The organism is Microvirga makkahensis, assembly GCF_009830105.1.
GTDB lineage: Bacteria > Pseudomonadota > Alphaproteobacteria > Rhizobiales > Beijerinckiaceae > Microvirga > Microvirga makkahensis.
Genome location: NZ_WURB01000006.1, coordinates 126,611 through 151,082 on the forward strand (window position 1 = coordinate 126,611; position 24,472 = coordinate 151,082).

Annotated in this window: 23 protein-coding genes; 9 read left to right on the top strand and 14 right to left on the bottom strand. The window is 67.1% G+C overall.

Annotation, left to right across the window (positions count from 1 at the left end):
- Positions 1 to 95: 95 nt before the first annotated feature.
- Entirely contained in the window at positions 96 to 2,615 is a 2,520-nt protein-coding gene (locus GR328_RS10765) for an ABC transporter ATP-binding protein (protein ID WP_160884527.1), read from the bottom strand.
- Between the two features lie 181 nt (positions 2,616 to 2,796).
- Here GR328_RS10765 and GR328_RS10770 point away from each other — a divergent pair, with 181 nt between their 5' ends.
- The 3 genes from GR328_RS10770 (at position 2,797) to GR328_RS10780 (ending at position 4,377) form a co-directional block, all read left to right on the top strand.
- Positions 2,797 to 3,351: a tetratricopeptide repeat protein gene (locus tag GR328_RS10770; protein ID WP_160884528.1), complete on the top strand. Its 555-nt coding sequence runs from the start codon at positions 2,797 to 2,799 to the stop codon at positions 3,349 to 3,351.
- Between the two features lie 74 nt (positions 3,352 to 3,425).
- A complete protein-coding gene (locus GR328_RS10775) occupies positions 3,426 to 3,800 on the top strand; it encodes a YkvA family protein (protein WP_205789918.1) in 375 nt (124 codons plus the stop codon).
- A gap of 79 nt (positions 3,801 to 3,879) precedes the next feature.
- Complete coding sequence (locus tag GR328_RS10780) at positions 3,880 to 4,377, top strand: MmcB family DNA repair protein (RefSeq protein ID WP_160884530.1); 498 nt, start codon at positions 3,880 to 3,882, stop codon at positions 4,375 to 4,377.
- A gap of 9 nt (positions 4,378 to 4,386) precedes the next feature.
- On the opposite strand, the gene GR328_RS10785 is transcribed toward GR328_RS10780, so the two are convergent.
- Both GR328_RS10785 and GR328_RS10790 read right to left on the bottom strand, forming a co-directional pair.
- On the bottom strand, positions 4,387 to 4,944 hold the full coding sequence (locus tag GR328_RS10785) for an ActR/PrrA/RegA family redox response regulator transcription factor (protein ID WP_160884531.1): 558 nt from the start codon (positions 4,942 to 4,944) through the stop codon (positions 4,387 to 4,389).
- A 59-nt stretch (positions 4,945 to 5,003) separates the two neighbouring features.
- Positions 5,004 to 6,380, bottom strand: a complete 1,377-nt coding sequence (locus tag GR328_RS10790) for an ActS/PrrB/RegB family redox-sensitive histidine kinase (RefSeq protein WP_160884532.1) — start codon at positions 6,378 to 6,380, stop codon at positions 5,004 to 5,006.
- A 230-nt stretch (positions 6,381 to 6,610) separates the two neighbouring features.
- Between GR328_RS10790 and GR328_RS10795 the strand changes: the two genes are divergently transcribed.
- From GR328_RS10795 to GR328_RS10805, 3 genes are all read left to right on the top strand, one after another.
- Positions 6,611 to 7,840, top strand: a complete 1,230-nt coding sequence (locus GR328_RS10795) for a polyhydroxyalkanoate depolymerase (RefSeq protein ID WP_160884533.1) — start codon at positions 6,611 to 6,613, stop codon at positions 7,838 to 7,840.
- Between the two features lie 109 nt (positions 7,841 to 7,949).
- Positions 7,950 to 8,693, top strand: coding sequence for a M48 family metallopeptidase (locus tag GR328_RS10800; RefSeq protein WP_160884534.1), 744 nt, complete (start codon positions 7,950 to 7,952; stop codon positions 8,691 to 8,693).
- 145 nt (positions 8,694 to 8,838) lie between these two features.
- A complete protein-coding gene (locus tag GR328_RS10805; RefSeq protein WP_160884535.1) occupies positions 8,839 to 10,032 on the top strand; it encodes a multidrug effflux MFS transporter in 1,194 nt (397 codons plus the stop codon).
- Positions 10,033 to 10,615: 583 nt separating this feature from the next.
- Here the strand turns inward: GR328_RS10805 and GR328_RS10810 are convergent.
- Complete coding sequence (locus GR328_RS10810) at positions 10,616 to 12,748, bottom strand: PBP1A family penicillin-binding protein (RefSeq protein ID WP_160884536.1); 2,133 nt, start codon at positions 12,746 to 12,748, stop codon at positions 10,616 to 10,618.
- Between the two features lie 141 nt (positions 12,749 to 12,889).
- Between GR328_RS10810 and GR328_RS10815 the strand changes: the two genes are divergently transcribed.
- The gene (locus GR328_RS10815) at positions 12,890 to 14,131 is read left to right on the top strand and encodes a cation:proton antiporter (RefSeq protein ID WP_160884537.1); all 1,242 of its coding nucleotides are present in this window, start codon (positions 12,890 to 12,892) and stop codon (positions 14,129 to 14,131) included.
- A 3-nt stretch (positions 14,132 to 14,134) separates the two neighbouring features.
- Here GR328_RS10815 and GR328_RS10820 read toward each other — a convergent pair whose 3' ends face one another.
- The 5 genes from GR328_RS10820 to GR328_RS10835 form a co-directional block, all read right to left on the bottom strand.
- Positions 14,135 to 15,577 carry a UdgX family uracil-DNA binding protein gene (locus GR328_RS10820; RefSeq protein ID WP_160884538.1) on the bottom strand — a complete coding sequence of 481 codons (1,443 nt, stop codon included), beginning with the start codon at positions 15,575 to 15,577 and terminating at the stop codon, positions 14,135 to 14,137.
- Positions 15,574 to 15,702: a hypothetical protein gene (locus GR328_RS27990; RefSeq protein WP_281351940.1), complete on the bottom strand. Its 129-nt coding sequence runs from the start codon at positions 15,700 to 15,702 to the stop codon at positions 15,574 to 15,576. The genes GR328_RS10820 and GR328_RS27990 overlap by 4 nt, the downstream gene beginning before the upstream one ends.
- Before the next feature lie 5 nt (positions 15,703 to 15,707).
- Positions 15,708 to 16,922, bottom strand: coding sequence for a putative DNA modification/repair radical SAM protein (locus GR328_RS10825; protein ID WP_160884539.1), 1,215 nt, complete (start codon positions 16,920 to 16,922; stop codon positions 15,708 to 15,710).
- A 308-nt stretch (positions 16,923 to 17,230) separates the two neighbouring features.
- Positions 17,231 to 17,917 (bottom strand): PRC-barrel domain-containing protein, encoded by a 687-nt coding sequence (locus tag GR328_RS10830; RefSeq protein ID WP_160884540.1) that lies wholly within the window; start codon positions 17,915 to 17,917, stop codon positions 17,231 to 17,233.
- Between the two features lie 170 nt (positions 17,918 to 18,087).
- On the bottom strand, positions 18,088 to 18,510 hold the full coding sequence (locus GR328_RS10835) for an OsmC family protein (protein ID WP_160884541.1): 423 nt from the start codon (positions 18,508 to 18,510) through the stop codon (positions 18,088 to 18,090).
- Positions 18,511 to 18,715: 205 nt separating this feature from the next.
- Between GR328_RS10835 and GR328_RS10840 the strand changes: the two genes are divergently transcribed.
- Entirely contained in the window at positions 18,716 to 19,267 is a 552-nt protein-coding gene (locus tag GR328_RS10840) for a GNAT family N-acetyltransferase (protein WP_160884542.1), read from the top strand.
- Here GR328_RS10840 and GR328_RS10845 read toward each other — a convergent pair.
- From GR328_RS10845 to GR328_RS10860, 4 genes are read right to left on the bottom strand one after another with little or no spacing between them, the layout of a single operon-like run.
- A complete protein-coding gene (locus GR328_RS10845; protein ID WP_160884543.1) occupies positions 19,264 to 19,821 on the bottom strand; it encodes a regulatory protein RecX in 558 nt (185 codons plus the stop codon). The two genes, GR328_RS10840 and GR328_RS10845, sit on opposite strands and share 4 nt — an antisense overlap.
- Entirely contained in the window at positions 19,818 to 20,570 is a 753-nt protein-coding gene (locus GR328_RS10850; RefSeq protein WP_160884652.1) for a phosphatase PAP2 family protein, read from the bottom strand. Before GR328_RS10850 ends, GR328_RS10845 begins: the two co-directional genes overlap by 4 nt.
- Positions 20,571 to 20,613: 43 nt before the next feature.
- The gene (locus GR328_RS10855) at positions 20,614 to 21,807 is read right to left on the bottom strand and encodes a winged helix-turn-helix domain-containing protein (protein WP_160884544.1); all 1,194 of its coding nucleotides are present in this window, start codon (positions 21,805 to 21,807) and stop codon (positions 20,614 to 20,616) included.
- 26 nt (positions 21,808 to 21,833) lie between these two features.
- Positions 21,834 to 22,328 carry a DUF1772 domain-containing protein gene (locus GR328_RS10860; RefSeq protein WP_160884545.1) on the bottom strand — a complete coding sequence of 165 codons (495 nt, stop codon included), beginning with the start codon at positions 22,326 to 22,328 and terminating at the stop codon, positions 21,834 to 21,836.
- A gap of 194 nt (positions 22,329 to 22,522) precedes the next feature.
- Between GR328_RS10860 and GR328_RS10865 the strand changes: the two genes are divergently transcribed.
- The gene (locus tag GR328_RS10865; RefSeq protein WP_160884546.1) at positions 22,523 to 24,025 is read left to right on the top strand and encodes an MDR family MFS transporter; all 1,503 of its coding nucleotides are present in this window, start codon (positions 22,523 to 22,525) and stop codon (positions 24,023 to 24,025) included.
- A gap of 5 nt (positions 24,026 to 24,030) precedes the next feature.
- Here the strand turns inward: GR328_RS10865 and GR328_RS10870 are convergent, their stop codons facing one another.
- Positions 24,031 to 24,273, bottom strand: a complete 243-nt coding sequence (locus GR328_RS10870; protein ID WP_160884547.1) for a hypothetical protein — start codon at positions 24,271 to 24,273, stop codon at positions 24,031 to 24,033.
- Positions 24,274 to 24,472: the final 199 nt, after the last annotated feature.

Here is a 24,472-nt window from a genome sequence, read left to right on the forward strand (position 1 = left end):
GTTGGATCATGCCCGGCCGGAAACCCCATCTCTGTGCGATACCGCACACGGGGATCAGATGACCCCAGGAAACCCCGGATGGCAAGTGCGGGCTCCTACGCACTCAGCGCCTCCGGCTCACGCGCGCGGAAAATCGTCACGGGTTCGCCCCGCTCGAAACGGATAACGGCATCGAAGGGCGGATGATCCATGGCCGGGGAAATCGAGGGTGTGACGATGACGAGCCCGCGCCCGATCATGGAGCGGCGAAGCGCCGAGACCAGCCTGTCGGCGGCGGGGCCCGGCAGCCCGTCGAGGGCCCGCTGGACCACGAGAATGCTCGGGCGGCGCACGAGGCAGCGCACCAGATCGATGGCGGCGATTTCGGGCAGGCTCAGATCGTCGCCCTGCGGGTCGATGGGAAAATCGAGGCCGATGCGGGACACCTCTCCGTCAAGCCCCCGTTCGGTGAGCACGCGGCGAATGACGCGCTGCACGCCCTCCGCGGCTCCGGCCTGATCGGCGGCGATGCGCCCGAACAGCAGATTGTCCTGCACGCTCGCCGCCGAGCAGAAGCTCGACGGGTCGTAGAACTCGATGGAAGGCTTCAGGCTCACCGGCAGCATGCGGGCGAAATCGCTGCGCGCCGTAAGAATGCGCGCTTCGAGGGCTTCGTCGAGGAGGCCGAGGCGGTGGCGGCTTTCATTGTAGCGCAGCGCAAGGCCGATCAGGCGCTCCTGGTCGAGCCCGGGCCGCCTTTGCCCGCTCTGCCGCTCCACCAGATCCTCGAAGTAAGGGCGATCGGAGGCGGAGAAGAACGAAAACCGCTCGAAGAGCGGATGCCCGTCCGGAACGTCGGCGAAGATCTCCACCATGCTCGAGGCGATGGACAGGCCGATCCGGCTCAGGGTCTTGGTGAGATCGTTGGCCTCCAGGATGGCGCGGGCGTAGGGATGGGCGGAGAGCCGGTCCTGCCGGAACGTGTCGCCGACCGGCTTTCCGAACAGCAGATTCTCGCCGATCGTGGCGTAGCGGTTGTAGCGCGCGGCATCGAAGGGATCGACGAGGCGGTCGAGATCCTCTTCGCGCAAGGCGGCCTGCACGAACCGCCGGGCTTCCACGATGGCCGCCGCGACAGCGGGCTCCCGCCCGGGGTCGAGCGTACCCGACAGGCCGCGGGCATGGGTGGCCCGGTCGAGGCCCGTGACCGCGATGGCCTCCGAGAGACGATGCTCGAGTTCTTCCGCCGGGGCCCGGCTGCCGTAGAGCAGATTCTCCCGGAGACTGCCCTCGATGAGCACGGTTTCTCCCGCGAAGGCGATGCGCTGGCTCCGTTCGAAGGGATCGGCCTCGGCCAGATCCACGCCGCCGAAGGTGACGCGTCCGACGGACGGGGGGAGCTGCCCGCTCATGAGGGCGGCCAAAAGCCGGGGACCTGAATCGCCGTCGCCCACGAGGGCGACATGCGAGGGAAAGGCGAGGTTCAGATTGACGGATGTGATCCGCGCGCCGCTTCCCGGATCGTAAGCCGATACCCCCTGCGCCACGAGCGCGCCGTTCTCCGGCAGCGAGGCCTTGCCTTTCCTGACGTCGCGGGGCGTCAGGGCGGAAAGGCTCCGGGCCACGTCGGTGAGCAGGGCACGGGCCCGCACGGCCATGCGATGCCATTGCACGAGTTCGCGCACGCCGTAGGCCGCAAGCGCCGAGGCCAGAGCGCAGACGGCCACCGTGCCCGCCGTCAGCGGGCGTGCCTGAGCAAACCACGCCCCGAGGGCCAGCACCGCGACGGGAGCCAGCATGAGCACGATGGCCGAAGTGGAATCCACAAGGGCCAGACGGACTTCGCGCCGCATCACGGGCCGATGGCCTTCGACGAGAAGGCTGCGGACCCGGTCGCGCTCGTAATGGCCGGTGCCGTGGGCGCGCATGGCCGGAATGCGGTGTTCAAGATCGGCGAGGATCCCCTCGGCGACCTCGCCTTCCCGGTGGCGGGCATGGGTGGCGTCGAACCGGAGCAGGGCTCGCCGGGCGTTCAGGACGGCGCCCAGCCCCAGCACGAGGGCGAGGGTGGCGCCGAGGGACCAGTCCATCACGAGCACATAGGCGAAGGACAGGCCGATCATGCCTCCGAGCTTGACCGGGACGAAGAGGCTCAATCCCAGCACCGAGTTCTCCCGGGCAAGCCCGTGGGCGGCGAGGGCGGTTGCCGTCGAGACATCCTCCTGTGCCGATGGCGGCGCCTTGAGAATGGCTTCGAGAGCCCGGGCGCGCAGCGCCGCCAGGGCGCGCGCACCGATGCTCACGGCGATCCAATCGAGGGGGATCAGCAGCAGCGCGATGGCAAGGGGGACGAGCAGGATGCCGGGAATGGCGGCGAGCGGGAAGGTCTCGGGCCCCAGCGCGATTCCCGGAAACAGGACGAGCGGTGCCGGCCAGAGGCCGGCAGGAGGAGTGAGGACGACGCGCAGCAGGGGCGGCGGAGCCGCGCCCTCGCCCGATACGGCCCAATCCACCACGACGCGGACCAGATCGAGGCCGGCGAGCAGGAGAGCGCCTGCGAAGGCCAGAAGGGCAAAACCGACGACGTGACGAAGCGGAGAGGTTCTCCAGGCCAGACGCAGCGGGTCGCGCTCCATGACACCTCCTTCGTCGACTTTCCCGTGGTTGCGGCTCTCTTGGGTCCGGCTCGGATAGGAAACTAGCGAAGGCCTGCCGCCACGGCCAGTCCAAACTCTGCCTTTCGCCCCTCGCCGCTCCAGTTTTCGCCCCTATGTCCCCCTCCACGCGCATGTGCAAAGAGGGTGATCGGGCTCCGTTATGTCATCGTCCCTGCCGGTCGATCCGGTTTTCCATCTCATCCTGGAAATTCCAGACCGCGCCCCGTCGCCTGCTCTGCCGAGCTGCCTGCGCAGGCTCTTCGAGGAACTCGCCGAAGCGGATCCGGAGCGGTCGGTGGAGGAGATCGAGGATCAGATCTGGACCCTGTGGAGCTCCCATGAGGACCGGGTGGCGGAGGAGACCCTGGCGGCGGCCGTGGAGGCCATCGCCTCGGGTGAATTGCGGAAGGCCAGGCCGCTGCTCGATCATTTGGTCGTCAAGCATCCCGAATGGCCGGAAGCCTGGAACAAGCGCGCGACGCTCGCCTATATCGAGAAGCGCGATGCGGACAGCCTTCTCGACATCGCCCAGACCCTGCGGCTCGAGCCCCGCCATTTCGGCGCCATCTCCGGATTCGGCAATGTATGCCTGCGCCACGGCCGCCTGAACGAGGCCCGCGCGGCCTTCCAGATCGCGCTCGCCATCAATCCGCACATGGAGGAGCTGCGCGACATCCTGGAGAATCTCTCGCCGCACAATCTGATGCTGCACTGAGCCGATCGGGAGTTGCAGCCGACTCGTGACGGAGTCAGAGAAGGCGTGAGGAAATCCGTCGGGATTGTAGAATGATGAAGATCGGGGCTCGTTTGAGGGATTGGGCCCGCGCCGTCAGGAAGGATGCGGTTGCCCTCTACATCGCTGCCCGAGATCCCAGGGTCCCATGGCATGTGAAGGCTGCGGCGATGGCGATCGCCGCCTATGCCCTCAGCCCTGTTGACCTCATTCCGGACTTCATCCCCGTTCTGGGCTATCTCGATGAGGTGATCATCCTGCCCATGGCCATCGCCCTGGTGATCAGGATGATCCCGGACCCGCTCATGGCGGAGTTTCGCGACGAGGCGCAGAGACGATCCGAGCGGCCCGTCAGCCGATGGGCGGCGGCGGCCATTGCCGCCCTCTGGATCGCGGCCGCCGGGTTCCTCCTCTGGGCCTTGTGGCCCTAGGGATCCGGACCGAAGAGCCGCATTCGCACGCGACATTCCTGCCGTTGCGGGCTCGGGAGGAGTGGCTACTCTGGCTTCCATGTCCGATTCGTCCGCTCTTCGCTCCTCCCGCATCGTCCTTTCGCCCGATGGACGGCAATCGCCCGTGGCCGCCGGCATCCAGCGCGGCGTGCGCCGCCTCTTCGCCGAGCTCGGCCACGCGACGCTGCCGGAATTCACCCTCGCCAACGGACGGCGCGCCGATCTCATCGCGCTCGCGCCGGACGGCATGCTCACGATCATCGAGATCAAATCGAGCGTGGCGGATTTCCGGGCCGACCGGAAATGGCCCGATTACGAGGATTTCTGCGACAGGTTCTATTTCGCCGTTCCGGAGACGGTGCCCTTCGACATCCTGCCCGAGGACCGCGGCCTGATCATCGCCGACAGCTTCGGCGCGGCGGTGATGCGGGAGGCGGCACACCATCCGCTCGCCGGCGCGCGCCGCAAGGCGGTGACGCTGCGCTTCGCCCATGCCGCCGCTTCCGCCCTGCATGCGCTGGCCGATCCGGAGAGGATCGCGGACGGACGCCTGTGAAAGGATCGTTCAGCGCGGCGCGCGCTTGGCGAGAATCCGCTGCAGCGTGCGGCGGTGCATGTTGAGCCTGCGCGCCGTTTCCGAGACGTTGCGGCCGCACAGCTCGTAGACCCGCTGAATGTGCTCCCAGCGCACGCGGTCCGCGGACATGGGATTTTCCGGCGGCAGGGCGCGCTCGCCGGGCGAGGCCATGAGGGCGGCGTGGATCTCGTCCGCGTCGGCGGGCTTGGCGAGATAGTCGAAGGCGCCCATCTTCACCGCCGTCACGGCGGTGGCGATGTTGCCGTATCCGGTGAGGATGACGCCGCGGGCATCGGGACGGCGGTTCTTCAGCCGCTCGATCACGTCGAGACCGTTGCCGTCGCCGAGCCGCATGTCGATCACGGCGAAGGCGGGCGGGTCGCTCTCGATCGCCGCAATGCCGTCGGCCACGCTTTCGGCGACGCGAACCTGATAGCCGCGGCCTTCCATGGCGCGGGCGAGACGGGTCGAGAAGGGCCGGTCGTCATCCACGATCAAGAGGCTCTTGTCGGCACGGTCCTCGAACGCAACAGGCGCGTCGGCCATCAGAACATCTCCTTGCATAACGGAACAATTCCTTCCTGAAACGGGCCTGACGGCCTGTTTCAGATATGGGAATTCTTCCCCTGTTCTTTGAGAGTCCCCTTGGATTCTCCCTGCGGCGAAAATGCCGCACCCTGTTCAAACGCATGACGGGGCCAAACGATCCGTGCGACGGCGCCGGTGGCGGGTGGGGCGGCGTTCGTCAGGATCAGCTCGGCCCCCGAGCGCTCGATCAAGGTCTTGGCAATGAAGAGGCCCAGCCCCAGTCCGCCTCCCTCTCCGTCGCCGGTCTCGGTCCGCTCCGCCGCGCTGCGGGTCGTCACGTAGGGTTCTCCCACACGCAGTAGGATATCGGGCGCATAGCCCGGCCCGTCATCGCGCATCTCGATGAAAACCTCGTGAGGATTCCAGCCCGCCTCGATGGTCACCTGACTCTCGGCAAAGTCCGTGGCGTTGTCCAGGATGTTGGACAGACCATAGACGACCCCGGGATTGCGGCGGCCGACGGGCTCGGGTCCCTCTCCATGAGCGGATACCCTCACGTCGAAACCCACTGCCCGCTGCGGCCCGACGATTTCTTCGATGAGATGGCTGAGGGAGATGGTCTCGAGGAAGCTCTCTTCCTCCTCCCCCATGGAGGTGAGCTTGGTGAGGATCGAGCGGCAGCGCTCCACCTGCTCCAGCAGGAGGCGCAGATCCTCCGCCACCGGCCCGTCCTTCGGCAGCGCATGGGCCATCTCCTTCGACACCAGGGCGATGGTGGCGAGCGGCGTTCCGAGCTCGTGGGCGGCGGCGGCGGCGAGACCGTCGAGCTGCGAGAGGTGCTGCTCGCGGGCGAGAACGAGTTCCGTGGCCGCGAGCGCCTGCGCGAGCTGGCGCGCCTCTTCCGCCACGCGCCAAGCGTAGATGCCCGTGAAGACGGTTCCCAGGAGGATCGCCGTCCAGATTCCCGTGACGTAGAGGAAGGGAAGGCTCAGGGCCTGCCCCGGGAACCAGGGCAGGGGCCGGTGGGTGAGCACGAGAAAGGTGGCGCAGCCCACGGCCAGCAGGCCCAGCGCGAGCGTCCGCTCCGGCGTCAATGCCGTCGCCGAGATCAGCACCGGCGCGAGGAACAGCATGGCGAAGGGGTTTTCCAGCCCGCCCGTGAGATAGAGCAGCGCCGCCAGCTGCAGGATGTCGAAGCCGAGCAGGGCCGTAGCGGCGTTGTCGCTGAGCCTGTGGCTCGCGGGGTACCGGATGCGCAGCAGCAGGTTGGTCCAGACCGATGCGGCGATCACGAGGAAGCACAGCTCGAAGGGAAGCGGGAACCCGAGCCCGAACCGCACGGAGGCCACCGCCGCCGACTGCCCCGCGACCGCGATCCAGCGAAGCCTGACCAGGGTGTCGAGGCGCAGTTGGCGGGGAGACGGCGTCAGACTTTTGGCTGGGATGGCGACCATGAACGAACAGAATAGGGTTCTCGAACCGTTCGCCAAGCAAGGGGATTAAGCCCAAAATCCTAAATTGCCGCCGCCAGTGCTCCGAATGGGGTAAAACACCTGGAAAATCAGGCCCCGCCGATAATGACGTTGCATTAAGCGGAAGGAACTTTAATCTAAAAATTACGGTTGAGGATAAAGCCTACCCTGCGATGCGGGAGAAACCGGGCGCCCAACCATTGGGGACACAGATGAATTTTTCTTATTACTGGTACGATACGGCCCATTGGCTTCTGAAGCCCGCCCGCGCCGCTTCCGATATTACAAGGCTCTTCTTCGACAATCCGGTTAATCCGCTCACCAACACGCCCTACGCGCGCACCGTTTCCGCCGCCTGCGAGCTCTTCGAACGTACCACCCGCCGCTATGCCAAACCCGAATTCGGCCTCGGCGTCGCCACCATCGGCGACCAGGCGGTCGCCGTCACCGAGGAGGTCGTGTGGGAGCGTCCCTTCTGCCGCGTGATCTCCTTCAAGCGCGATCATGCCCTGGCCGCGAGCCAGCCCAAGCTCCTCATCGTGGCTCCCATGTCCGGCCACCACGCCACGCTCCTGCGCGGCACGGTGGAGACCTTCCTGCCCAGCCATCAGGTGATGATCACGGACTGGGCGGATGCGAGCATGGTGCCCCTCACCGACGGCCGCTTCGACCTCGACGATTACATCGATTATCTGAAGGCCATGTTCCGGTCTTTCGGCCCGGATCTCCACGTGATGGCCGTGTGCCAGCCGGCGGTTCCTGTGGTGGCCGCCATCGCACGGCTCGAGGCCGAGAACGATCCCGCGATTCCGCGCTCCATGATCCTCATGGGCGGTCCCATCGACACCCGCCGGTCGCCCACCGCCGTGAACAAGCTGGCGGAGGAGCGCGGCATCGAGTGGTTCAAGCAGCATTGCATCGTGAGGGTGCCGCCGACGCATCCCGGCTTCTGGCGCGAGGTCTATCCGGGCTTCCTGCAGCTGTCCGGCTTCATGGCCATGAACATCGACCGGCATCTCTCCGCCCATTGGGAGATGTTCAACCACCTCGTGGAGGGGGACGGCGATTCGGCCGAAAAGCACCGGGAGTTCTATGACGAATATCTCGCCGTCATGGACCTGACCGCCGAATTCTACCTGCAGACCGTCGAGAAGGTGTTCGTCAGGCACGAGCTGCCCAAGGGCGAAATGATGCACCGGGACGAGCCGGTGGATCTCAAGGCCATCCGCCGCTGCGCCATCATGGCCATCGAGGGCGAGAGGGACGACATTTCGGGCGTCGGCCAAACCCTGGCGACCCTGGATCTGACTCCCAATCTCCCCTCGGACAAGAAACTCTATCACCTGCAGACCGGGGTCGGTCATTATGGCGTCTTCAACGGTTCTCGGTTCAGGGCTCAAATCGCTCCTCGAATCGTTGAATTTATTGAGAATCAAGGCTGAGAACCGCCTCGAGAAGCCGCGTCAAGATCCCGCGGCTGTTCTGGATACGTTCTTAGGAGCGGCAAACGGCTGCGCTGACAGAATCGATGTGAGCGGGCAGATTGCGGACATGAAATCCGCTCTGTTCCGCCGCGTTCCTGCGGACCCACCACATCTGAGAGTCTCGCACGAGGGCCATTCGTTCAAAGTGGCGCTCAAACGGCGTCCGACCGCCAAACGGATCACGCTGCGCGTCTCCCATGCCACCGGCGAGGTCGTGCTCACGATCCCGGAGCGCACCGATGTGGGACTGGCGCAGAAATTCGCCGACAGCCACAGCGAGTGGATCGCGAGCCGTCTGGCCAAGGTGCCGGACCGGGTGCTCTTCGAGCCCGGGGCGCTCATCCCCTTGCGCGGCGTGCCGCACCGCATCGTGCATTGGTCCTCGATACGCGGAATCACGCAGGCTACGCGCGACAGCAGGGGCGAGCCGATCATCGCCGTCGCGGGCGAGGCCGCCCATGTGGCCCGCCGCGTGCGCGATTTCCTGGAGACCGAGGCCAAGCGTGATTTCGCTCTCGCCGTGAAGAAGCATACGGCCCAGCTGGGCATCCCCGCCAAGCGAATCACCGTGCGCGACACCAGGAGCCGCTGGGGCTCCTGCTCGGCCAACGGTGCGCTCAGTTTCTCCTGGCGCCTCGTCATGGCGCCGCCCTTCGTGTTGGATTATCTCGCCGCCCACGAGGTGGCGCACCTGCGCGAACTCAACCATTCCCAGCGCTTCTGGAAGATTACCTATCAGCTCTGCCCGCGCACCGACGACGCGGAAGCCTGGCTGAAAACCTACGGCAGCGCCCTCCACCGCATCGGGTGAGGGCGGCTCCCTGCCCGTGGCTGGGTTGCCCGACCGGCCGGGGAACGGGCCGGACGCGTGCCCCGGTCGGGAGGAAAGAAGCAGATGACAGGCGGGGCTTTTCGGCTTAGGCCAGCCCACCGCCTGTCATTGTCGTTCCGATCCCATGCTCAAGCCCGATACCCTGGCCCTCACCGTCGTCCTTGCGCTGCTCACCGCGCTCGGCCCCCTCTCGACGGACATGTACCTGCCGTCGCTGCCGGCGATCGCGGCGGGCCTCGAGGCGACCACCGGGCAGGCGCAGATGACGCTCTCCGCCTTCCTGCTGGGCTTCGCGGCGGGGCAGTTCTTCTACGGGCCGGTCTCCGACCGTGTCGGCCGCAAGCCCGTGCTGCTCTTCGGACTCGGGCTCTTCTGCCTGGCGAGCCTCGTCTGCGCGCTCGCGCCCGGTATCGAACTCCTGATCGCGGCGCGCTTTCTCCAGGCGCTCGGCGCCTCCGGCCCCATCGTGCTGGGGCGTGCCATCGTGCGCGACTTCTACGAAGGCCCCCGGGCGGGAAAGGAATTGTCGCGCATGGGCTCGATCATGGGCGTCGTGCCCGCCGTCGCGCCGGTGTTCGGAGGGCTGATCGCGCAATTCTACGAGTGGCGCGCGACCTTCGCGGTCATGCTCGTCTGCGGCCTTGCGCTGGCGGCGATTGTCCTGCTGCGGCTGCCCGAGAGCATCCGCAGGAAATCCGATGCGCCGATCTCCCTCACGGCGATCCTCAAGGGGTTCGGAGACCTGCTGCGGCACCCGGGCTATCGTACCTATGTGAGCTTCTCGATGCTCGCCTATGGCGGCTTGTTCGCCTTCATCTCCGGCTCCTCCTTCGTGCTGCAGGACCTCTACCGCCTGGACGAGCTGGCCTATGCCTTCTCCTTCGCCTTCATGGTCGTGGGCTATATCGGCGGCACTTTCCTCGCGCAGCATCTCGTGGGCCGACATGGGCTCGACGGCACGATCCGTTTCGGGGTGGCGAGCCTCGCGGCCGGGGGCGTGCTGATGTTCGTCCTCGTGGCGTCGGGCATCGCATCGTCCTTTGCCATCACCGGGCCGATGGCGATCTACGCGCTGGGGGTGGGCCTCACCATGCCGCAGGCCATGGCCTCGGCCCTGATGCCATTTCCGGAGCGCGCGGGCGCGGCCTCGTCGCTCCTCGGCATCTGCCAGATGACCTTCGCGGCCATCCTCGGCATCGTGCTGGGGCAGAATCTCGGCGGCTCGGCCCTGCCCCTGCCGGCGACCATCGCGAGCACGGGAATCCTGGCCCTGGTGGTTTTCGCGGCGACAGGGGGAGTGCGCAAAAAACCGGCCTGACCGGCGGGACGGCACCGGAACGGCAAGCGGGAGGCTATCCTGGGATCCACCCGAGGCCCTTGTTCCGAAGGGCTGAAGGCGCGCCGCGAGGGCGCGCCCTCCGCATCCCTGTGAGCGCATCGTGCGGAAAAGTCGACCGGGTTTTCCACGTTTCACGGAGCGCTCTTCAGAGAGCGGAGCATCGGATTCGATCCCAAAAGCGGGTCCGATGCTCTGGACGGCGAAGAAGCCGGCACGGGTCAGGGCCGGCCTCACACCGTCTTCGTCGAGCGTGGCGAAGCGGACGGGTCTGATGTCTCGCTGGGCGCCGGTGCCGTCGAGGTCGTAGCAGAGCCGCCCCGTCGCCTGGTCGTGGATGATCCGGTCGTCGTGCTCCCGGCCGTAGAGCTGGTCGTCCCCCCGGCCCGCCGCGCAGGAAGTCATCGCACCAGTCGCCGCAGACCGCTTGAAATGAGAGGACGTGAAGACACTTAGCGGCTCGAAAGCGGATCCTAAGGTGGCATGGTTCTCCAAGAGGTTAGGAAAAGCGTCTTGGAATAAGCTTTCCCGCAAGGCTGATTGGCGGGAGAGCACGGGAGGCGCTTCAAAGCCCGAACAATTTCTCGAAGAAGTTTTTCTCCCGTGCGACGCGGCGCTGCGGCTGCGGCTGCGGCCAGGCGGTGTCGCCGTCGCCGGCATTGGCGTAGCGCGGATCGGTGCCTGAGCCGGCCACGGGCACATCGTCCCGGAAGCGCTCCAGGCCCGGCAGCGGCACGGGCTGCTCGTCTTTGAGGGCGATCTTCATGAAATCGTGCCAGACCTCCCTCGGCAGATTGCCGCCGGTGACCCGCTTGGTGAGCGCGCCGTCATCGTTGCCGAGCCAGACGCCGGCCACAAGGTTGCCCGTGAAGCCAATGAACCACGCATCCTTGTAATCGTTGGTCGTGCCGGTCTTTCCGGCCATCGGCCAGCCGGGGATCTGCGCCGCCCGGGCCGTGCCGATCACGAAGGTGTGGTGCATCATCTCGTTCATCATCGCGACCGCGGCGGGATCGATGACGCGGCCGAGGCCGCCGGCGGAGGCCGGGCGCTTGTAGATGATCTTGCCGTCGAGGGTCTTCACCTCGGAGATCACGTAGGGCGTCACGCCGGTGCCGCCATTGGCGAAGGCCGCATAGGCGCTCACGAGCTCGAGCGGCGTCACCTCGGAGGTGCCGAGCGCGAGCGAGCCGTTCGCCTGAATCGGGGAGGTGATGCCGAGCCGCTGCGCCGTCTGCGCCACGTTCTTCGGCCCGACCTCCATGTTGAGCTTGACGGCGACGGTGTTCAGGGACAGCGCCAGGGCGTCGCGCAGGGTCACGGGCCCGCGATACTTGCGGTCGTAGTTCTGCGGGTTCCAGCCCTTGTAGCTGACGGGAGCATCCTCCATCACCATATCCGGCGTATAGCCCCGCTCGACGGCGGTCAGATACACGAAGGGCTTGAAGGCCGAGCCCGGCTGGCGGCGGGCGGCGGTGGCTCTGTTGAACTGGCTCGCCTCGTAGTTGCGGCCGCCCACCAGGGCCTGAACGCCGCCGTCCGGCTTCATGGCCACGAAGGCGCCCTGGCTCACGTTGAATTTCTGGCCCTTGGTGTTGAGCTCGTCGACCAGCACGCGCTCCGCCGCGGCCTGCAGCTTGGGGTCGATGGTGGTGAAGACCGCGATGTCCGTATCGATGGTGCCGACGAAATCGTCGAGCACGTCCATCACGTAATCGGCGGCGTAATTGGCGGAGCCCGCCCCGTTCGGGCGCACGGGCTCGGCGGGCTGGCCCAGGGCGGTCTTGGTCATGCCCGGAGTGATGTAGCCGAGTTCGTTCATCGCCGCGATCACGAGCTGCGCGCGGGCCTTGGCCCCTTCCGGGTTGCGGTTGGGCGCAAGCCGCGAGGGGGATTGGACGAGGCCTGCGAGCACGGCGGCTTCCGAGAGCGACACGTGGCGCGCGGACTTTCCGTAATAGCGCTGGGCGGCGGCCTCGACGCCATAGGCGCCCGCGCCGAAATAGACGCGGTTGAGATAGAGTTCGAGGATCTGATCCTTCGAATAGTTGCGCTCCAGCCAGAGGGCGAGGATCGCCTCCTGGATCTTGCGCGAGGCGGTGCGCTCCTGGGTGAGGAACAGATTCTTGGCGAGCTGTTGCGTCAGCGTGGAGCCGCCCTGCAGGCCGCCGGAATGGGTGATGTTGCGGTAGGCCGCGCGGGCGATGCCCAGCGGGTCGATGCCGAAATGGTCGTAGAAGCGCCGGTCCTCGATGGCCACGAAGGCCTTCGGGAGGTAGGGCGGCAGTTCCTTCAAGGTCACGGTGCGCCCACCCGTCTCGCCGCGGTTCGTGATCAGCGAGCCGTCATTGGCCAGGATGGCGATGTTCGGCGGGCGCTTCGGCACGGTGAGCTGATCGATGGGCGGCAATTGCGAGGCGTAATAAGCCACCACGCCTCCGATGGCGATGACGCTCCAGAGGCCGAGCACGACGCCCGCATAGACCAGCTTGCCCAGGAACGAGCGTCCCTTGCGCTTGGCTTTTCTGGGGCGGGAGCCACGGCGCAGCGGCCTTTCGTCGTCGCGCCTCGAGCTGCGCCGTCTCGCCATGGATGATCCCCCTGCCCGATCTTCGGGCGAGAGGTGAAAGTCCAGCTCCCCCGCCTCCGTAGCGGGCGCATCGAAGACCGGCTCCCGCCGGTCACGTCCGTTCGCCACGTTTCTCTCAACCCCGCATTCAATCTCCGCCGGTTCGATTCCGGCCTTGATGCTCTGGAGCACCCTAATTGTGGCGGTTTAAGGGGCGGTTAACCCCTGAGGACCGTGGAACTGCCGAGTCTGCACCGCGTTCGCTGCCCTATGAGTGCTAATGTCGTCCTCCTGGCAGGCTTTGGGGTCGTCGTCCTGCTGACGGCCTGGCTTCCCATGGTCCTGAAAGAACTGCCCCTGTCCCTGCCGATCTTCTGTGTAGGCCTGGGCGCGCTCGTCTTCGCCATCCCGGGGCTGCCGGGCGTTCTCCCCCATCCCATGGAGGAGCTGGCTCTTGTCGAGCACGTGAGCGAGCTGGTCGTGATCATCTCGCTCATGGGAGCGGGACTCAAGATCGACCGGCCCTTCGGGTGGGGACGATGGGGGCTCACCTGGCGGCTCCTCGGAATCTCCATGCCGCTTACGGTTCTGGGCCTTGCCTGGTTCGGCTACAGCCTCCTGGGACTGAGCGTGGCCTCCGCGGTTCTGCTGGCGGGCGCCCTGGCCCCGACCGATCCGGTGCTCGCGAGCGACGTGCAGGTCGGGCCGCCCGGAGGCGGACAGGAGGACGAGGTGCGCTTCACGCTCACGTCCGAAGCCGGGCTCAACGACGGCTTGGCCTTTCCGTTCATCCTGCTCGCCCTCTCCCTCGTGCAAGGGATCAGTATGGAGAGCTTGGCGGGGTGGCTCGCCTATGCGGTGCTATGGAAGATCGGCGCGGGCATCGCCATGGGCTATGGGATCGGCCGCCTTCTCGGCTGGCTCACCTTCCATCTACCGAACCGGGCCAAGCTCTCGCGGACGGGCTCGGGCTTCGTGGCGCTCGGCATCACGTGCCTGGCCTATGGCGCAACCGAGATGGTGAAGGGCTATGGCTTCCTCGCCGTCTTCGTCGCCGCTCTGGCCCTGCGCGCCACGAAGAGGGAGGATGCCTACCACGAGAAGCTGCACGATTTCGCCGAGGAGCTCGAGCGCCTCCTCATGATGGCACTGCTCGTGCTCCTCGGCGGCGCGATGACGGCCGGTCAGCTGTTCCGCGCCATGAGCTGGGAGGTGGCGGCCTTCGGCCTTCTCGCTCTTTTCGTGATCCGTCCGCTCGCCGGCTGGGTCGGGCTGATCGGCACCAAGCGCCCACCGGGCGAGAAAATGGCGATCAGCTTCTTCGGGATTCGTGGGCTCGGCTCGATCTATTACCTCGCCTACGGCCTGCACCACCGGGAGTTCGACCATGCGGACGTGCTCTGGAGCACGGCGGGCTTCATCGTCCTCGTGTCCATCGTGCTCCACGGCGTCACGGTGACGCCGGTGATGCGCCACCTGGATCGCCGGCGAAACTCGGCGGCGGGTGCTTGAAGATCATTCCGCCGCGAGCGGGAGTTCGCCCGTCTCGGGGTCGGCCCCCGCCAGGTCGTGAATAAGCCGCAGGTCGTCGACGAAAGCCGCGTAGGCCTCGCGCTTCGTCGCCTCGTCCGGCAGGCGAAGCAGATAGCTGGGGTGCACGGTGATGTAGCCGCGATAAGGCCCGAACTGCGCCCGCCCGCGCGAGCGGGAGATGGGCGTCGACTTGCCGCTGAGCGCGAGAAGGGCGGTTCCGCCGAGCGCCACCACGAGCCTGGGACGCACCAGTTCCAGCTCTCTCATCAGCCAGGGCCGGTAATGCTTCACCTCCCCCGCGGTGGGCTTCGCGTGAATGCGGCGATGGCCGCGCTGCTCGAACTTGAAATGCTTCACCGCATTGGTCAGATAAGCCTTGGAACGGTCGATCCCGGCTTCCCGCAGGGCCCTGTCGAAGAGCTTGCCGGCCGGTCCGACGAAGGGGCGGCCCTGCAGGTCTTCCTGGTCGCCCGGCTGTTCGCCCACGAACACGATGTCCGCATGGTCGGGGCCCTCTCCGAACACGGCCTGCGTGGCGCCCGGCACCAGCGGCCCCGCCTTGGCGATGACGGCGTTGAGCTCTTCGAGGGTCTTCGGCTCCTGATCCCACATGGCTTCGAGGGCGCGCTCCGGCATGCGTTTCGCGGGCATGGTTGCCTCCTGTTCGATCATGGCTTCAACGCGTTGGGAGGCGGTTTGGATCAGGCCCGGGATCGAGGCGGTTTCCGGCAGATTGCGCCAGTATTTCTTGGGCATCTCGGCGCGCATGGCCGTGGGGTTCACCCGCGCGGGGTTGAACACGCTCTCGTAATAGCCGCGCCAGCCCTCCTCGAAGCCGTCCTCGTCCGGCGTGTCATCGCGCCGCGCGGGCGGCCCGAAGGTCAGCGCGTGCCGGTCCCAGCGCAGGGAACCGATGGGGGTCAGGATCGTCCAGTCCAGCGACCGGAAGCGGTCGATGAAGAACGGGGCGGCGGCCTCCAGGATGAAATGCTCCGGCTCGTACCAGGCGGCAAAGCGCTCGAGGCTTTCGCCCCTCATGCGCCGGAACCGCACGAAGGCGTACATCTTGTGAAGATCGCGTCGCACCGCCCGGGCCATCGTGTCGATCCGGTGCACGAGCGGATCGCTCGCGATCTCCAGGAGATCGCGCTCGCCGTTCAAAACGCGCCAGACGAGCTGGTAGAGCAGGGCATAGCGCTCCGGATCGCTGTGGCACGCGCCGAGCTCGATGAGGCGCGCCACGCTCCGCGGCAGCGGGACCGGCGGCGCATCGCGCTGGGCGTCAACGCCGAAGAGACCCGGAGCGTCCTCGAGCGACCATGCGACGTGCTGTGGCGCGAGCTCCTCGGCCACAAGCCAGCGCACGGCCCGGCGGAAGCCCCCGAGATCCGCGCCGTTCTTCAGAGTGATGCGGTGCAGGCTCATGCCTCTTTTCCCTCGTTTTTCCGTGCCGTTTCCAGCCTCTCCTCGGTCATCACCCGCCCCGTGCCGGTGATCTCGCCCCCGCCGAGGGGCGGACCCGACCGGAGGGAGAGTTCGCGCTGTGCCATCCCCATCACCCGAACAGGCTCAGCTGCCGGGGCTTCTCGATCAGGCGCTCGCGCAGATCCTGCCGGTCGAGCTTACGCCCAGGGTGATGGTCGGCGGCGATCAGGAAGGGCCTGGCGCGCCTGAGGCCGGAGGTCAGGCGCGCCACGTCCATTAGCCGCAGGGTGGTGTGCCTGCGCGCCGCCACGATCCTGTCTACGGCCCGGGCGCCGAGGCCCGGCACGCGCAGCAGCATCTCGCGCTCGGCGCGGTTCACGTCCACGGGAAAGAGATGGCGGTTCTTCAGCGCCCAGGCGAGCTTGGGATCGACTTCGAGGTCGAGCATGCCCTTGTCGCTGCTCGCGGCGATCTCCTCGGCCTGGAAGCCGTAATACCGCATCAGCCAATCGGCCTGGTAAAGCCTGCTTTCGCGCATGAGCGGCGGCGGCTTCAGCGGCAGGACGGCGCTCGAATCCGGGATCGGACTGAAGGCGGAGTAGTACACGCGCTTCATGTCGTAACGGCCGTAGAGCCTGGCGGAGGTGCGCAGGACCTCCGCATCCGTCGTTTCGTCGGCCCCCACGATCATTTGAGTCGTCTGTCCGGCCGGGGAGAAATGGCGGCGCTCCTCGCGCGCCTCCTCGATGCGCTCGAACATCTGCGCCATGGCGCCCTCGATGGATGCGCCGTCCTTCTCGGGAGCCAGGCGCTCCAGGCTCTTTTCCGTCGGCAATTCCAGATTGATGGACAGGCGGTCAGCCCAGAGGCCGGCTTCCTCGATGAGCCAGGGGCTCGCCTCCGGAATCGTCTTCAGGTGAATGTAGCCGCGAAAGCCGTGGTCCCGCCGCAGCCTCTTGGCCACCAGCAGCATCTGCTCCATGGTGTGATCGGGCGAGCGGATGATGCCCGAGGACAGGAACAGGCCCTCGATGTAGTTGCGCTTGTAGAACTCGACGGTGAGCGTCACCACCTCCTCGACGGAAAACTTCGCGCGCTTCACGTTCGACGAGCGCCGGTTCACGCAATAGGCGCAGTCGAACAGGCAATAATTGGTCAGCAGGATCTTGAGCAGGGAGACGCAGCGCCCGTCCGGCGTGTAGGCGTGGCAGATGCCCGCCCCCGTGGTGGAGCCCAGGCCGTCGATATCGGCCTTGCGGCCCGGCGCGCCGGAGGAGGAGCAGGAGGCGTCGTATTTCGCCGCATCGGCCAGGATTCGCAACTTGCGGCTGAGCTTCTCGTCCATGGAATCGAAGGCCTTCCGCTGGATTGTTCGTGTTTTGTTCTAGCACGGAAACATCCGGGAGGCGAGCTCGGAGACCGGGACAGGCGGTCGCATCCGTTCCGGGGACGGGGCGATCCTTCGGCAGACGGGTTCAGGCCCTCGGATCGAAAAGGAATCTCCATTCCGTCCCTTCGCGGAGAAAGCCCCCTTCGCCCGCAACAGGCCGATGCGGGACGCGGTTCTGGAGGGGCCGGTCGGGCAAAAGCCGACCCTGGGCCAAGAAGAAAGGGGCCTTCGAGGCCCCTTTCCCGTATCCGCTGCCGAAGAGCTTAGCGGTTCATCTTGAACTCGGGCATGCCCTGCAGCTGTTCCTTGGTCATGTTGACCACGGCGTGATCGGGCGCCGAGCGGTCTGCTTCGCCGGCATCGGCCGACGCCGTGGAACCGGCAGCGGTCGAACCCGTGGTGCTCGGCGCGGTGGCCGTCGTGTTCGGCGCGGTTGCCGTCGTGCCGGTAGCCGTGCCTGCCGTCCCGGCCGTGCCGGTAGCCGCCGTGCCTGCCGTCCCGCCCGCGCCGGTGTTCGCAGCCGTGGCGTTGCTGCGCGGCTCGTTCATGAACTTGACCTGATCGAACGGAATGGCCACGTCGCGCTCGCCGATGCCGAGGAAGCCGCCGACGCCGATCACGACGGCCTGGATCTTGCCGCTCTGGTCAACCAGCATTTCGCTGATGTCGCCGATCTTCTCGTTGTTGTTGTTATAGACGTCCAAGCCTTCGAGCTGCGAGGCGCGCCATTGGCCGGGCTGCATCTGGGTCATGGAGCCGGAGCTGCCCATGTTCGAGCCGCCCGTGTTCGAGGTTCCGGTGGCGGAAGAGCCGGTGTTGTTGTTCATCGCCGGGGATGAGCCGGTCGAGGGGTTGGTGGTGGTGCCGGTACCGGGCGAGGTCTGCGCCAGCGCGGGGGCGGCGATCAGGGCCGAACCGAGAAGAGCCACCGCAAGATGTTTCACAACCATGTATTCCTCCTAAGCACGTGGATGCGGCATGAAGCGCCGCTTGATGTCTCAACGGGCCAAGTGGGAATTGGTTCTGCTATGAATCCTCACATCGTCGCGGGTGTGCCCCTGGAAGGATGGCCGGGACGAGACCGGCCATCGAATTACCGATTGATCTCAAGCGATTACGCTCAAGCCAGCGTGAAATTCATCGAAATTTCAGCATTGAGCACTTTCGAGACGGGACAATTCTTCTCGGCCGCGCGGGCGAGCTCCTCGAACTTGGCACGGTCGATGCCGGGAACATCGGCATTGAGCGTGAGGGCCGACTTCGTGATCACGAATCCGTCACCCTGCTGTTCGATCGAGACCACGGCTTCGGTGGCGAGCTCCGTCGGCGTGAAGCCCGCTCCCTGCAGCTGGAAGGCCAGAGCCATCGTGAAGCAGCCCGCATGGGCCGCGGCGATCAGCTCCTCGGGGTTCGTGCCCTTCTCGTTCTCGAAACGGGTCTTGAAGGAGTAGGGGGTGGACGACAGAACGCCGGAATCGGAGGTCAGCTGCCCGGACCCATCCTTGCCCGTGCCCTGCCAGACGGCTCTTGCCTTGCGATTCATCGTGATCTCCTTTGAAGGTTGACGAGGGTGATGTAGGACAGCGCCTGCCGGGCTCCAGCCTGACCCGTCCGGTTCGACGGCACCGTCCCGGCCCCGCCGCCGAAGCGGGAGCGGGGAGCGCAATGCCTCCGCTGCGGGGCGGAATGCGTCGTGGCGGAGGAGCTCTCTCGTTGCATGGGAGCCAAGTTCGTCGCACATTCGCCCGATGCCAATGTCCTTCCCCTCCGCCGCCGCTCCGACGCTCGAGACCGCGCGCCTCGTTCTGCGCGCGCACAGCGTCGCCGATTTCGCCGAGAGCCTGGCTCTCTGGGGCGATCCGCAGGTGACGCGCTTCATCAGCGGCAGGCCCTCCACCCAGGAGGAGATCTGGAGCCGCCTCGTCCGCTATGTGGGGCATTGGGCCTTGCTGGGCTTCGGCTATTGGGCGGTCGAAGAGAAGGCGACCGGCCGCTTTCTCGGCGAGGTCGGTTTCGCCGATTTCAGGCGTGTCATCGAGCCGTCCTTCGACGGGATGCCGGAGATCGGGTGGGTGATCGCACCCCACGCGCACGGCAAGGGCTATGCCACGGAGGCCGTGCGCGCCGCCATATCCTGGGGTGACGAGCATTTCGAGGGGGCGCGCACCGTCTGCATCATCTCCCCGGAGAACCGGCCCTCGATCCGCGTGGCGGAGAAATGCGGATACCGGGAGTTCCTGCGCACGACCTACAAGGACAGCCCGACGATCGTGTTCGTGCGGGGTGGCCCTCAAGATTAGACCTCCGGATCGCCCCTCTCCCCGTCGATGACGCTGCGGGCGACGTCGAAGCGGAAGCCCGCGCGGGCGAGCGCGGCGAGATCCCTGTCGCGATAGGGGGCCCGCTCGCCGGGACGATAGGGCCCTAGCTTGCGGCGGCGGGCGAGCGCGTGGGCCGCCTTTTCCTCGTCCTCCTCTTCGCCGCCTTCGAGGGCCTCGGCGATGGTGGCGCGATCCACGCCCTTGGCCGAGAGCTTCGCCTGGATCGCCCGCGCCGAGCCGCCGCGACGGCGCAGGGTGGCCACGCGGGCCTGTGCATAGCGCGTATCGTCGATGAGGCCGGTGCGCAGGCTCTTCGCCACCACTTCGTCGATCATGTCCCGGAACTCCGCCGGATCCTCGCCCCGCAGGCGGCAGCGCTTGTCGACCTTGCGCCTCAGGACCCGTCGCAGGTTCTCGGCGGAGGAGGCGTAGCGCTCCAGATAGGCGAGCGCGGCCCGCTGCAGATAGGCGGGCGTGACCTTTCGCGGAGGCTTCCGGGCGGGCCTCTCGGCGGCGTTCTCGTCGTCCGTCATTCCTGATGGGTCTCGGGCGGAAGGGAACTCTCGCCCGGCTTTTCCACCTGTCCCCCGCGTTGCAGTTGCAGGGCTACGAACCAGCAGAGGGATGCCCAGGCGGCGCCGACGGACCAGCCGGCCAGCACGTCGCTCGGCCAGTGCACGCCGAGATACACGCGGCTCGCGCCCACGAGCAGCGTCACGACGATGGCAAGGCTCATGATGAAGGCGCTGGTGCGGCGGCTCTTCTCCACGCGGGCCAGGAGCGCGCCGAGGGTCAGATAGGTGATGGCCGACAGCATGGCATGGCCGCTCGGAAAGCTCGCCGTGTAGACCTGCGTGGCATGGGGCACGAGGTCGGGCCTGGGCCGCTCGAAACCGAGCTTCAGGCCTGTCGACAGCAGCGTGCCGCCGACGATGGAGACCAGCACGAGAAGGGCGGCCCCCCGCTTTCCCAACATCAGCAGATACGCAACCGTCGCCGCGGTGAGCAGGGTCAGGATCGCGTAGCCGCCGAGGCCCGTGAAGTCGCGCGCGCCCTCCTCCAGCCAGCCGGGCCCGAGGGGATTGGCGAGATCCTGAGGATCCCGCAGGGCGAGCAGAATCGTGCTGTCGAAGGCATGGGTCTCGCCCTCGAGCACGCCGTCGGCCAGCTCGACGAATGCCCAGGCGAAAAAAGCGGAGGCCGCCACGGACACGAGCGGCCCGATCTCGTTCAGCCGGAAGCGAAGCCACAGGCTCCGGACGCGGGACAGATAGGTGTTCATGAGCGCAGGAGATAGGGGCGGTCGGCGATCCGGCGAGGTCATGTCAGAGCTCCAGTCGCCTGCGCCAGTTCCCGGGCGCGTCGATGCGCTCAAGCCCGAGCCATTCGGCCATCAGGCGAAGCTCGGCGCCAAGCGCGGGCGCGATCTCCTCCGGCGCGACGGCCGCCTCGGGATGGATCGAATGCGCGACAAGGGCGCCCCTGGCGCGATCCGCCTTCAGGTCGACCCGGGCGACGATCCTTTCGTCGAGCAGGAAGGGCAGGCAATAATAGCCGAATTCCCGTTTCTCGGCGGGGGTGTAGATCTCGATCCGGTAGCGGAAATCGAACAGGCGCTCCGTGCGCGTGCGCTCCCAGACGATGGGATCGAAGGGCGAGACGAGGGCGCGCGCCTCGACGCGGCGCGGAATCCGCGCCCGCGGATCGAGATAGACCGGCCCGTTCCAGCCGTCCACGGCGACCGGAACGAGGTCGCCGGCCTCCACGAGTTCGGGAATGCGCAGCTTCGCATCCTGCGCCTCCAGGCGGAAATAGTCCCGCAGGCACCGCTCGGACGCGATGCCGAGGGCCCGGATGGCGCGCCTCAACAGCTCCCGCTGGGCCTCCTCCTCGTCGGGAGTGGGCGCGTTCAGCACCTCGGACGGCAGCACCCGCTCCGGCAGATCGTAGATGCGCTCGAAGCCGCGCCGCGTGGCGGTGGTCACCTCTCCGGCCCAGAACAGCCATTCGAGGGCGCGCTTCCCGTCGCTCCAGCCCCACCAGGAGCCCTGGCCCTTGCCGCCGATGGAGAGGTCGCCCGCGCCCATGGGGCCGCGTGTTTCGATCTCCCGCCGCACCTGATCGATGAAGGCGCGCTTCTCCCGGCCGAACCGCGCAAGCCCGCCATAGATGCCTTCGCCCGCGGCGGCGCGGGCCATGCGCCAGCGGAACAGGGGCTGGAGGTCGAGGGCGATCAGGGAGGCCTCATGGCCCCAATATTCGAACGTCTCCCGCTTCTTCGGATGATAGGCGAGCTTTTCGAGGAGCGTCCGGTCGTAGGCGCCGAGCCGCGAGAAGAGCGGCATGTAATGGGCGCGCACCAATACGTTCACCGAATCGATCTGCAACAGATGCGAGCGCTGCAGCAGGCGCTTCACGTGGCGGGCGTTCGGGCCGCCGGGCCGCGTTTCGTGAAAGCCCTGGGCCGCGAGAGCGATGCGGCGGGCCTGGGCGAGGGAGAGCTTGGTGCGGGCGATCATGGATTCGATGCGAAACAGGTCTCCAGCTAGCGTGACCGCGACGCTTCCGGCAAGGGCCTTGTGCGCGGCGCGATGGCCGGGGCCGTCGCGCCGAAACCCATGAGCTTGACGGCGGCAACCGCCATGTGCCCCGTCTCCCACCGGTTCCGGACCGCCGCGAAAGCCTCGGGGATGGGGCCGGGGTGCCACGCGGCGATCACCGCGTTGGCGGGCCAGACCCAGCCGAACCACACGGCCAGGCCCGGGGCGAGGAACAGGAAGCCCGCCGGGGCCGGCCGGAACCGGCTCCGGTCGGCCCGCAGCCGGAAGGCGAGGGCGGCCGTGGCGGCGATCGCTCCGAGATCGAGAGGGCCGCCGACGAGGGCGAAGAGCTCGAATTGCCCGTTGAACGCGGTCGCCTCGCGCCACAATGCGGGCTGCCAGGCGATCAGGCGCGGCGGAGCCTCCAGGACATGGGCGAAGCAGGGGCCGCGGCTCAGCGCCGCGAGGGTGAGAGACAGAAAACTCCAGATCCGAAGCATCGCGGCGATCCTTTCACGGAACCCTCCCGGAAGCACGCGATCGCTCAAACCGTTCTCCCGAGCGGCCGCCTGTTCTCCTGAAACCTGCTCCGACGGCCGATGGCCACCTCCGGCGCATATCTGACCTGCAACAGGATTTGAGACAAAGCTGCGCCGAGTTCCTAGAAAGATAGGTCCAACCGCGAAGGACAAAGATGGATCAGCCAGCCCCCCAGGCCGCGAGAGGCCACGCGACTCCGGCCCTGAGCCACGCTGAGATCCGCACGATCATCGTCGGCATCATGCTCGCGATGCTGCTGGCGGCCCTCGACCAGACCATCATCGCCACGGCGCTCCCCACCATCGGCCGCGAGCTCGGCGACCTGGAGCATCTGCCCTGGGTGGTGACGGTGTACCTGCTCACCTCCACGGCAGTCACGCCGCTCTACGGCAAGTTCAGCGACAGCTACGGCCGGCGCGGCACCATGCTGATCGGCATCGTGATCTTCATCATCGGGTCCATCGCCTGCGCGGTCGCACCCACCATGCTCGTCCTCATCCTGGCGCGAGGTGTCCAGGGCCTCGGCGGCGGCGGTCTGATCGCGCTGGCGCAGACCATCGTGGCCGATATCGTCGCGCCCAGGGAGCGGGGGAGATACCAGGTCTATTTCGCCAGCGTCTTCATGACCGCGAGCCTCGTGGGCCCGGTGCTCGGCGGCTTCTTCGCGGAGCATCTGCATTGGTCGGTGATCTTCTGGATCAACCTGCCGCTCGGGCTCCTGGCCTTCGTCCTCGTCTTTCACAGCCTCAAGAAGCTGCCGCGCCACGACCGGCCGCACCGGCTGGACCTCCTCGGCGCCGTGCTTATGGTCGGCGCGACGGTCTCCCTGCTGCTCGCCCTGAGCTGGGGCGGCCTGCGCCATCCGTGGCTGTCCTGGCCGATCTTCGGTCTGGTCGCGGGCTCGCTGGTGCTGTGGGCGCTGTTCGCCATCCGCATGCGTCTTGCGCCGGAGCCCCTGATCCCGCCGGGCGTGCTGCACAATCCGGTGGTGCGCATGGGCGTGCTCTCCGCCTGCTTCGGCATGGGCACCTATATCGGCCTGACCATCTACCTGCCGGTCTATTTCGAGGCCGTGCGCGGGCTCTCGGCCTCGCTCTCCGGACTGGCGCTCATTCCGCTCATGGCCGGGACCGTCTGCGGGGCCACCATCTCCGGGCGCAGCATGGCGAAGGTGAAGCACTACAAGCGCCTGCCGGTGGCCGGCCTCTTCGTGGCCATGGCGGCGACCGGCCTGCTGGCCGCCTTCGCGCGCGACCTGCCCATCGTGGCGGTCGAGGCTCTGCTGGCGATCATCAGCATCGGGCTCGGCACGCTGCTCCCGGTCTCGATGGTGGCGATCCAGAACGCCGTGATGCCCCACGAGCTCGGCACCGCGACAGGCACGGCCAATTTCTTCCGGTCGCTCGGCGGCGCGCTCGTCGTCGCCGTCTTCGGGGCCATCGTGCTCGGCGGCGCGGGGCTTTCGGGCGCGGCGAGTTACGAGAGCCTGGGCGATGCGGCGGCCGAGAGCGGCACCGACCTCGCCGATGTCTTCGCCTATGTGTTCGCCGCCGCCATCGCGGGCTTCGGGCTGGCGCTGGCCTTCCTCATGGCCATGGAGGAGCGCCCCCTGCGGGGCGGCGCCGTGAGGGCGGCGGAGGCGGCCGTCGCCGATTGACGGGCTCAAATCCGCTTCCGGATCAGGATCCAGGCAGCGGCGGCGGCGATCAGGAGCAACAGGACAATTCCGGTCACCTCGAAGACCGCCTGGGCGCGATGCTCCGCAGCCGGGGGAGGGCCGAGCCCCGTTTCCTCGTCGAGAATCGGGCGGCGCCCGAGCGCCCGCAGGAGCGGCACGCCGGAAGGCCCGTCCAGAACGGCGGGGGCGGAGGAAGGAACGCCAGGAGCCAGGACATTCGAGGGCATGGTTCCTCCCGGGTCGCTTCCGATGAACCGCCAGCCTGGCCTTGGTCGTAGCCGGAAACGTGGCCGCTTTCCGTCAAACCTGCGGCGTCATGCCTGGGGATAGCATTGCAAGGCTGTGGAGGAGTTTGTAATGCCGGGCACTTCCGCCGGCTTTGCCGTGTTAGGACCACGCCGGAATTCACGATTGACGAGGGAGGCT

What these genes read in the sequence shown, in the direction of transcription:
- GR328_RS10855 (WP_160884544.1), bottom strand. Translation starts at nt 21,807, where the DNA reads ATGATCGCCCGCACCAAGCTCTCCCTCGCCCAGGCCCGCCGCATCGCT.
- GR328_RS10870 (WP_160884547.1), bottom strand. Translation starts at nt 24,273, where the DNA reads ATGCCCTCGAATGTCCTGGCTCCTGGCGTTCCTTCCTCCGCCCCCGCC.
- GR328_RS10795 (WP_160884533.1), top strand. Translation starts at nt 6,611, where the DNA reads ATGAATTTTTCTTATTACTGGTACGATACGGCCCATTGGCTTCTGAAG.
- GR328_RS10785 (WP_160884531.1), bottom strand. Translation starts at nt 4,944, where the DNA reads ATGGCCGACGCGCCTGTTGCGTTCGAGGACCGTGCCGACAAGAGCCTC.
- GR328_RS10820 (WP_160884538.1), bottom strand. Translation starts at nt 15,577, where the DNA reads ATGAGCCTGCACCGCATCACTCTGAAGAACGGCGCGGATCTCGGGGGC.
- GR328_RS10775 (WP_205789918.1), top strand. Translation starts at nt 3,426, where the DNA reads ATGAAGATCGGGGCTCGTTTGAGGGATTGGGCCCGCGCCGTCAGGAAG.
- GR328_RS10845 (WP_160884543.1), bottom strand. Translation starts at nt 19,821, where the DNA reads ATGACGGACGACGAGAACGCCGCCGAGAGGCCCGCCCGGAAGCCTCCG.
- GR328_RS10825 (WP_160884539.1), bottom strand. Translation starts at nt 16,922, where the DNA reads ATGGACGAGAAGCTCAGCCGCAAGTTGCGAATCCTGGCCGATGCGGCG.
- GR328_RS27990 (WP_281351940.1), bottom strand. Translation starts at nt 15,702, where the DNA reads ATGGCACAGCGCGAACTCTCCCTCCGGTCGGGTCCGCCCCTCGGCGGG.
- GR328_RS10790 (WP_160884532.1), bottom strand. Translation starts at nt 6,380, where the DNA reads ATGGTCGCCATCCCAGCCAAAAGTCTGACGCCGTCTCCCCGCCAACTG.
- GR328_RS10815 (WP_160884537.1), top strand. Translation starts at nt 12,890, where the DNA reads ATGAGTGCTAATGTCGTCCTCCTGGCAGGCTTTGGGGTCGTCGTCCTG.
- GR328_RS10830 (WP_160884540.1), bottom strand. Translation starts at nt 17,917, where the DNA reads ATGGTTGTGAAACATCTTGCGGTGGCTCTTCTCGGTTCGGCCCTGATC.
- GR328_RS10865 (WP_160884546.1), top strand. Translation starts at nt 22,523, where the DNA reads ATGGATCAGCCAGCCCCCCAGGCCGCGAGAGGCCACGCGACTCCGGCC.
- GR328_RS10800 (WP_160884534.1), top strand. Translation starts at nt 7,950, where the DNA reads ATGAAATCCGCTCTGTTCCGCCGCGTTCCTGCGGACCCACCACATCTG.
- GR328_RS10805 (WP_160884535.1), top strand. Translation starts at nt 8,839, where the DNA reads ATGCTCAAGCCCGATACCCTGGCCCTCACCGTCGTCCTTGCGCTGCTC.
- GR328_RS10840 (WP_160884542.1), top strand. Translation starts at nt 18,716, where the DNA reads ATGCCAATGTCCTTCCCCTCCGCCGCCGCTCCGACGCTCGAGACCGCG.
- GR328_RS10850 (WP_160884652.1), bottom strand. Translation starts at nt 20,570, where the DNA reads ATGAACACCTATCTGTCCCGCGTCCGGAGCCTGTGGCTTCGCTTCCGG.
- GR328_RS10835 (WP_160884541.1), bottom strand. Translation starts at nt 18,510, where the DNA reads ATGAATCGCAAGGCAAGAGCCGTCTGGCAGGGCACGGGCAAGGATGGG.
- GR328_RS10770 (WP_160884528.1), top strand. Translation starts at nt 2,797, where the DNA reads ATGTCATCGTCCCTGCCGGTCGATCCGGTTTTCCATCTCATCCTGGAA.
- GR328_RS10780 (WP_160884530.1), top strand. Translation starts at nt 3,880, where the DNA reads ATGTCCGATTCGTCCGCTCTTCGCTCCTCCCGCATCGTCCTTTCGCCC.
- GR328_RS10765 (WP_160884527.1), bottom strand. Translation starts at nt 2,615, where the DNA reads ATGGAGCGCGACCCGCTGCGTCTGGCCTGGAGAACCTCTCCGCTTCGT.
- GR328_RS10860 (WP_160884545.1), bottom strand. Translation starts at nt 22,328, where the DNA reads ATGCTTCGGATCTGGAGTTTTCTGTCTCTCACCCTCGCGGCGCTGAGC.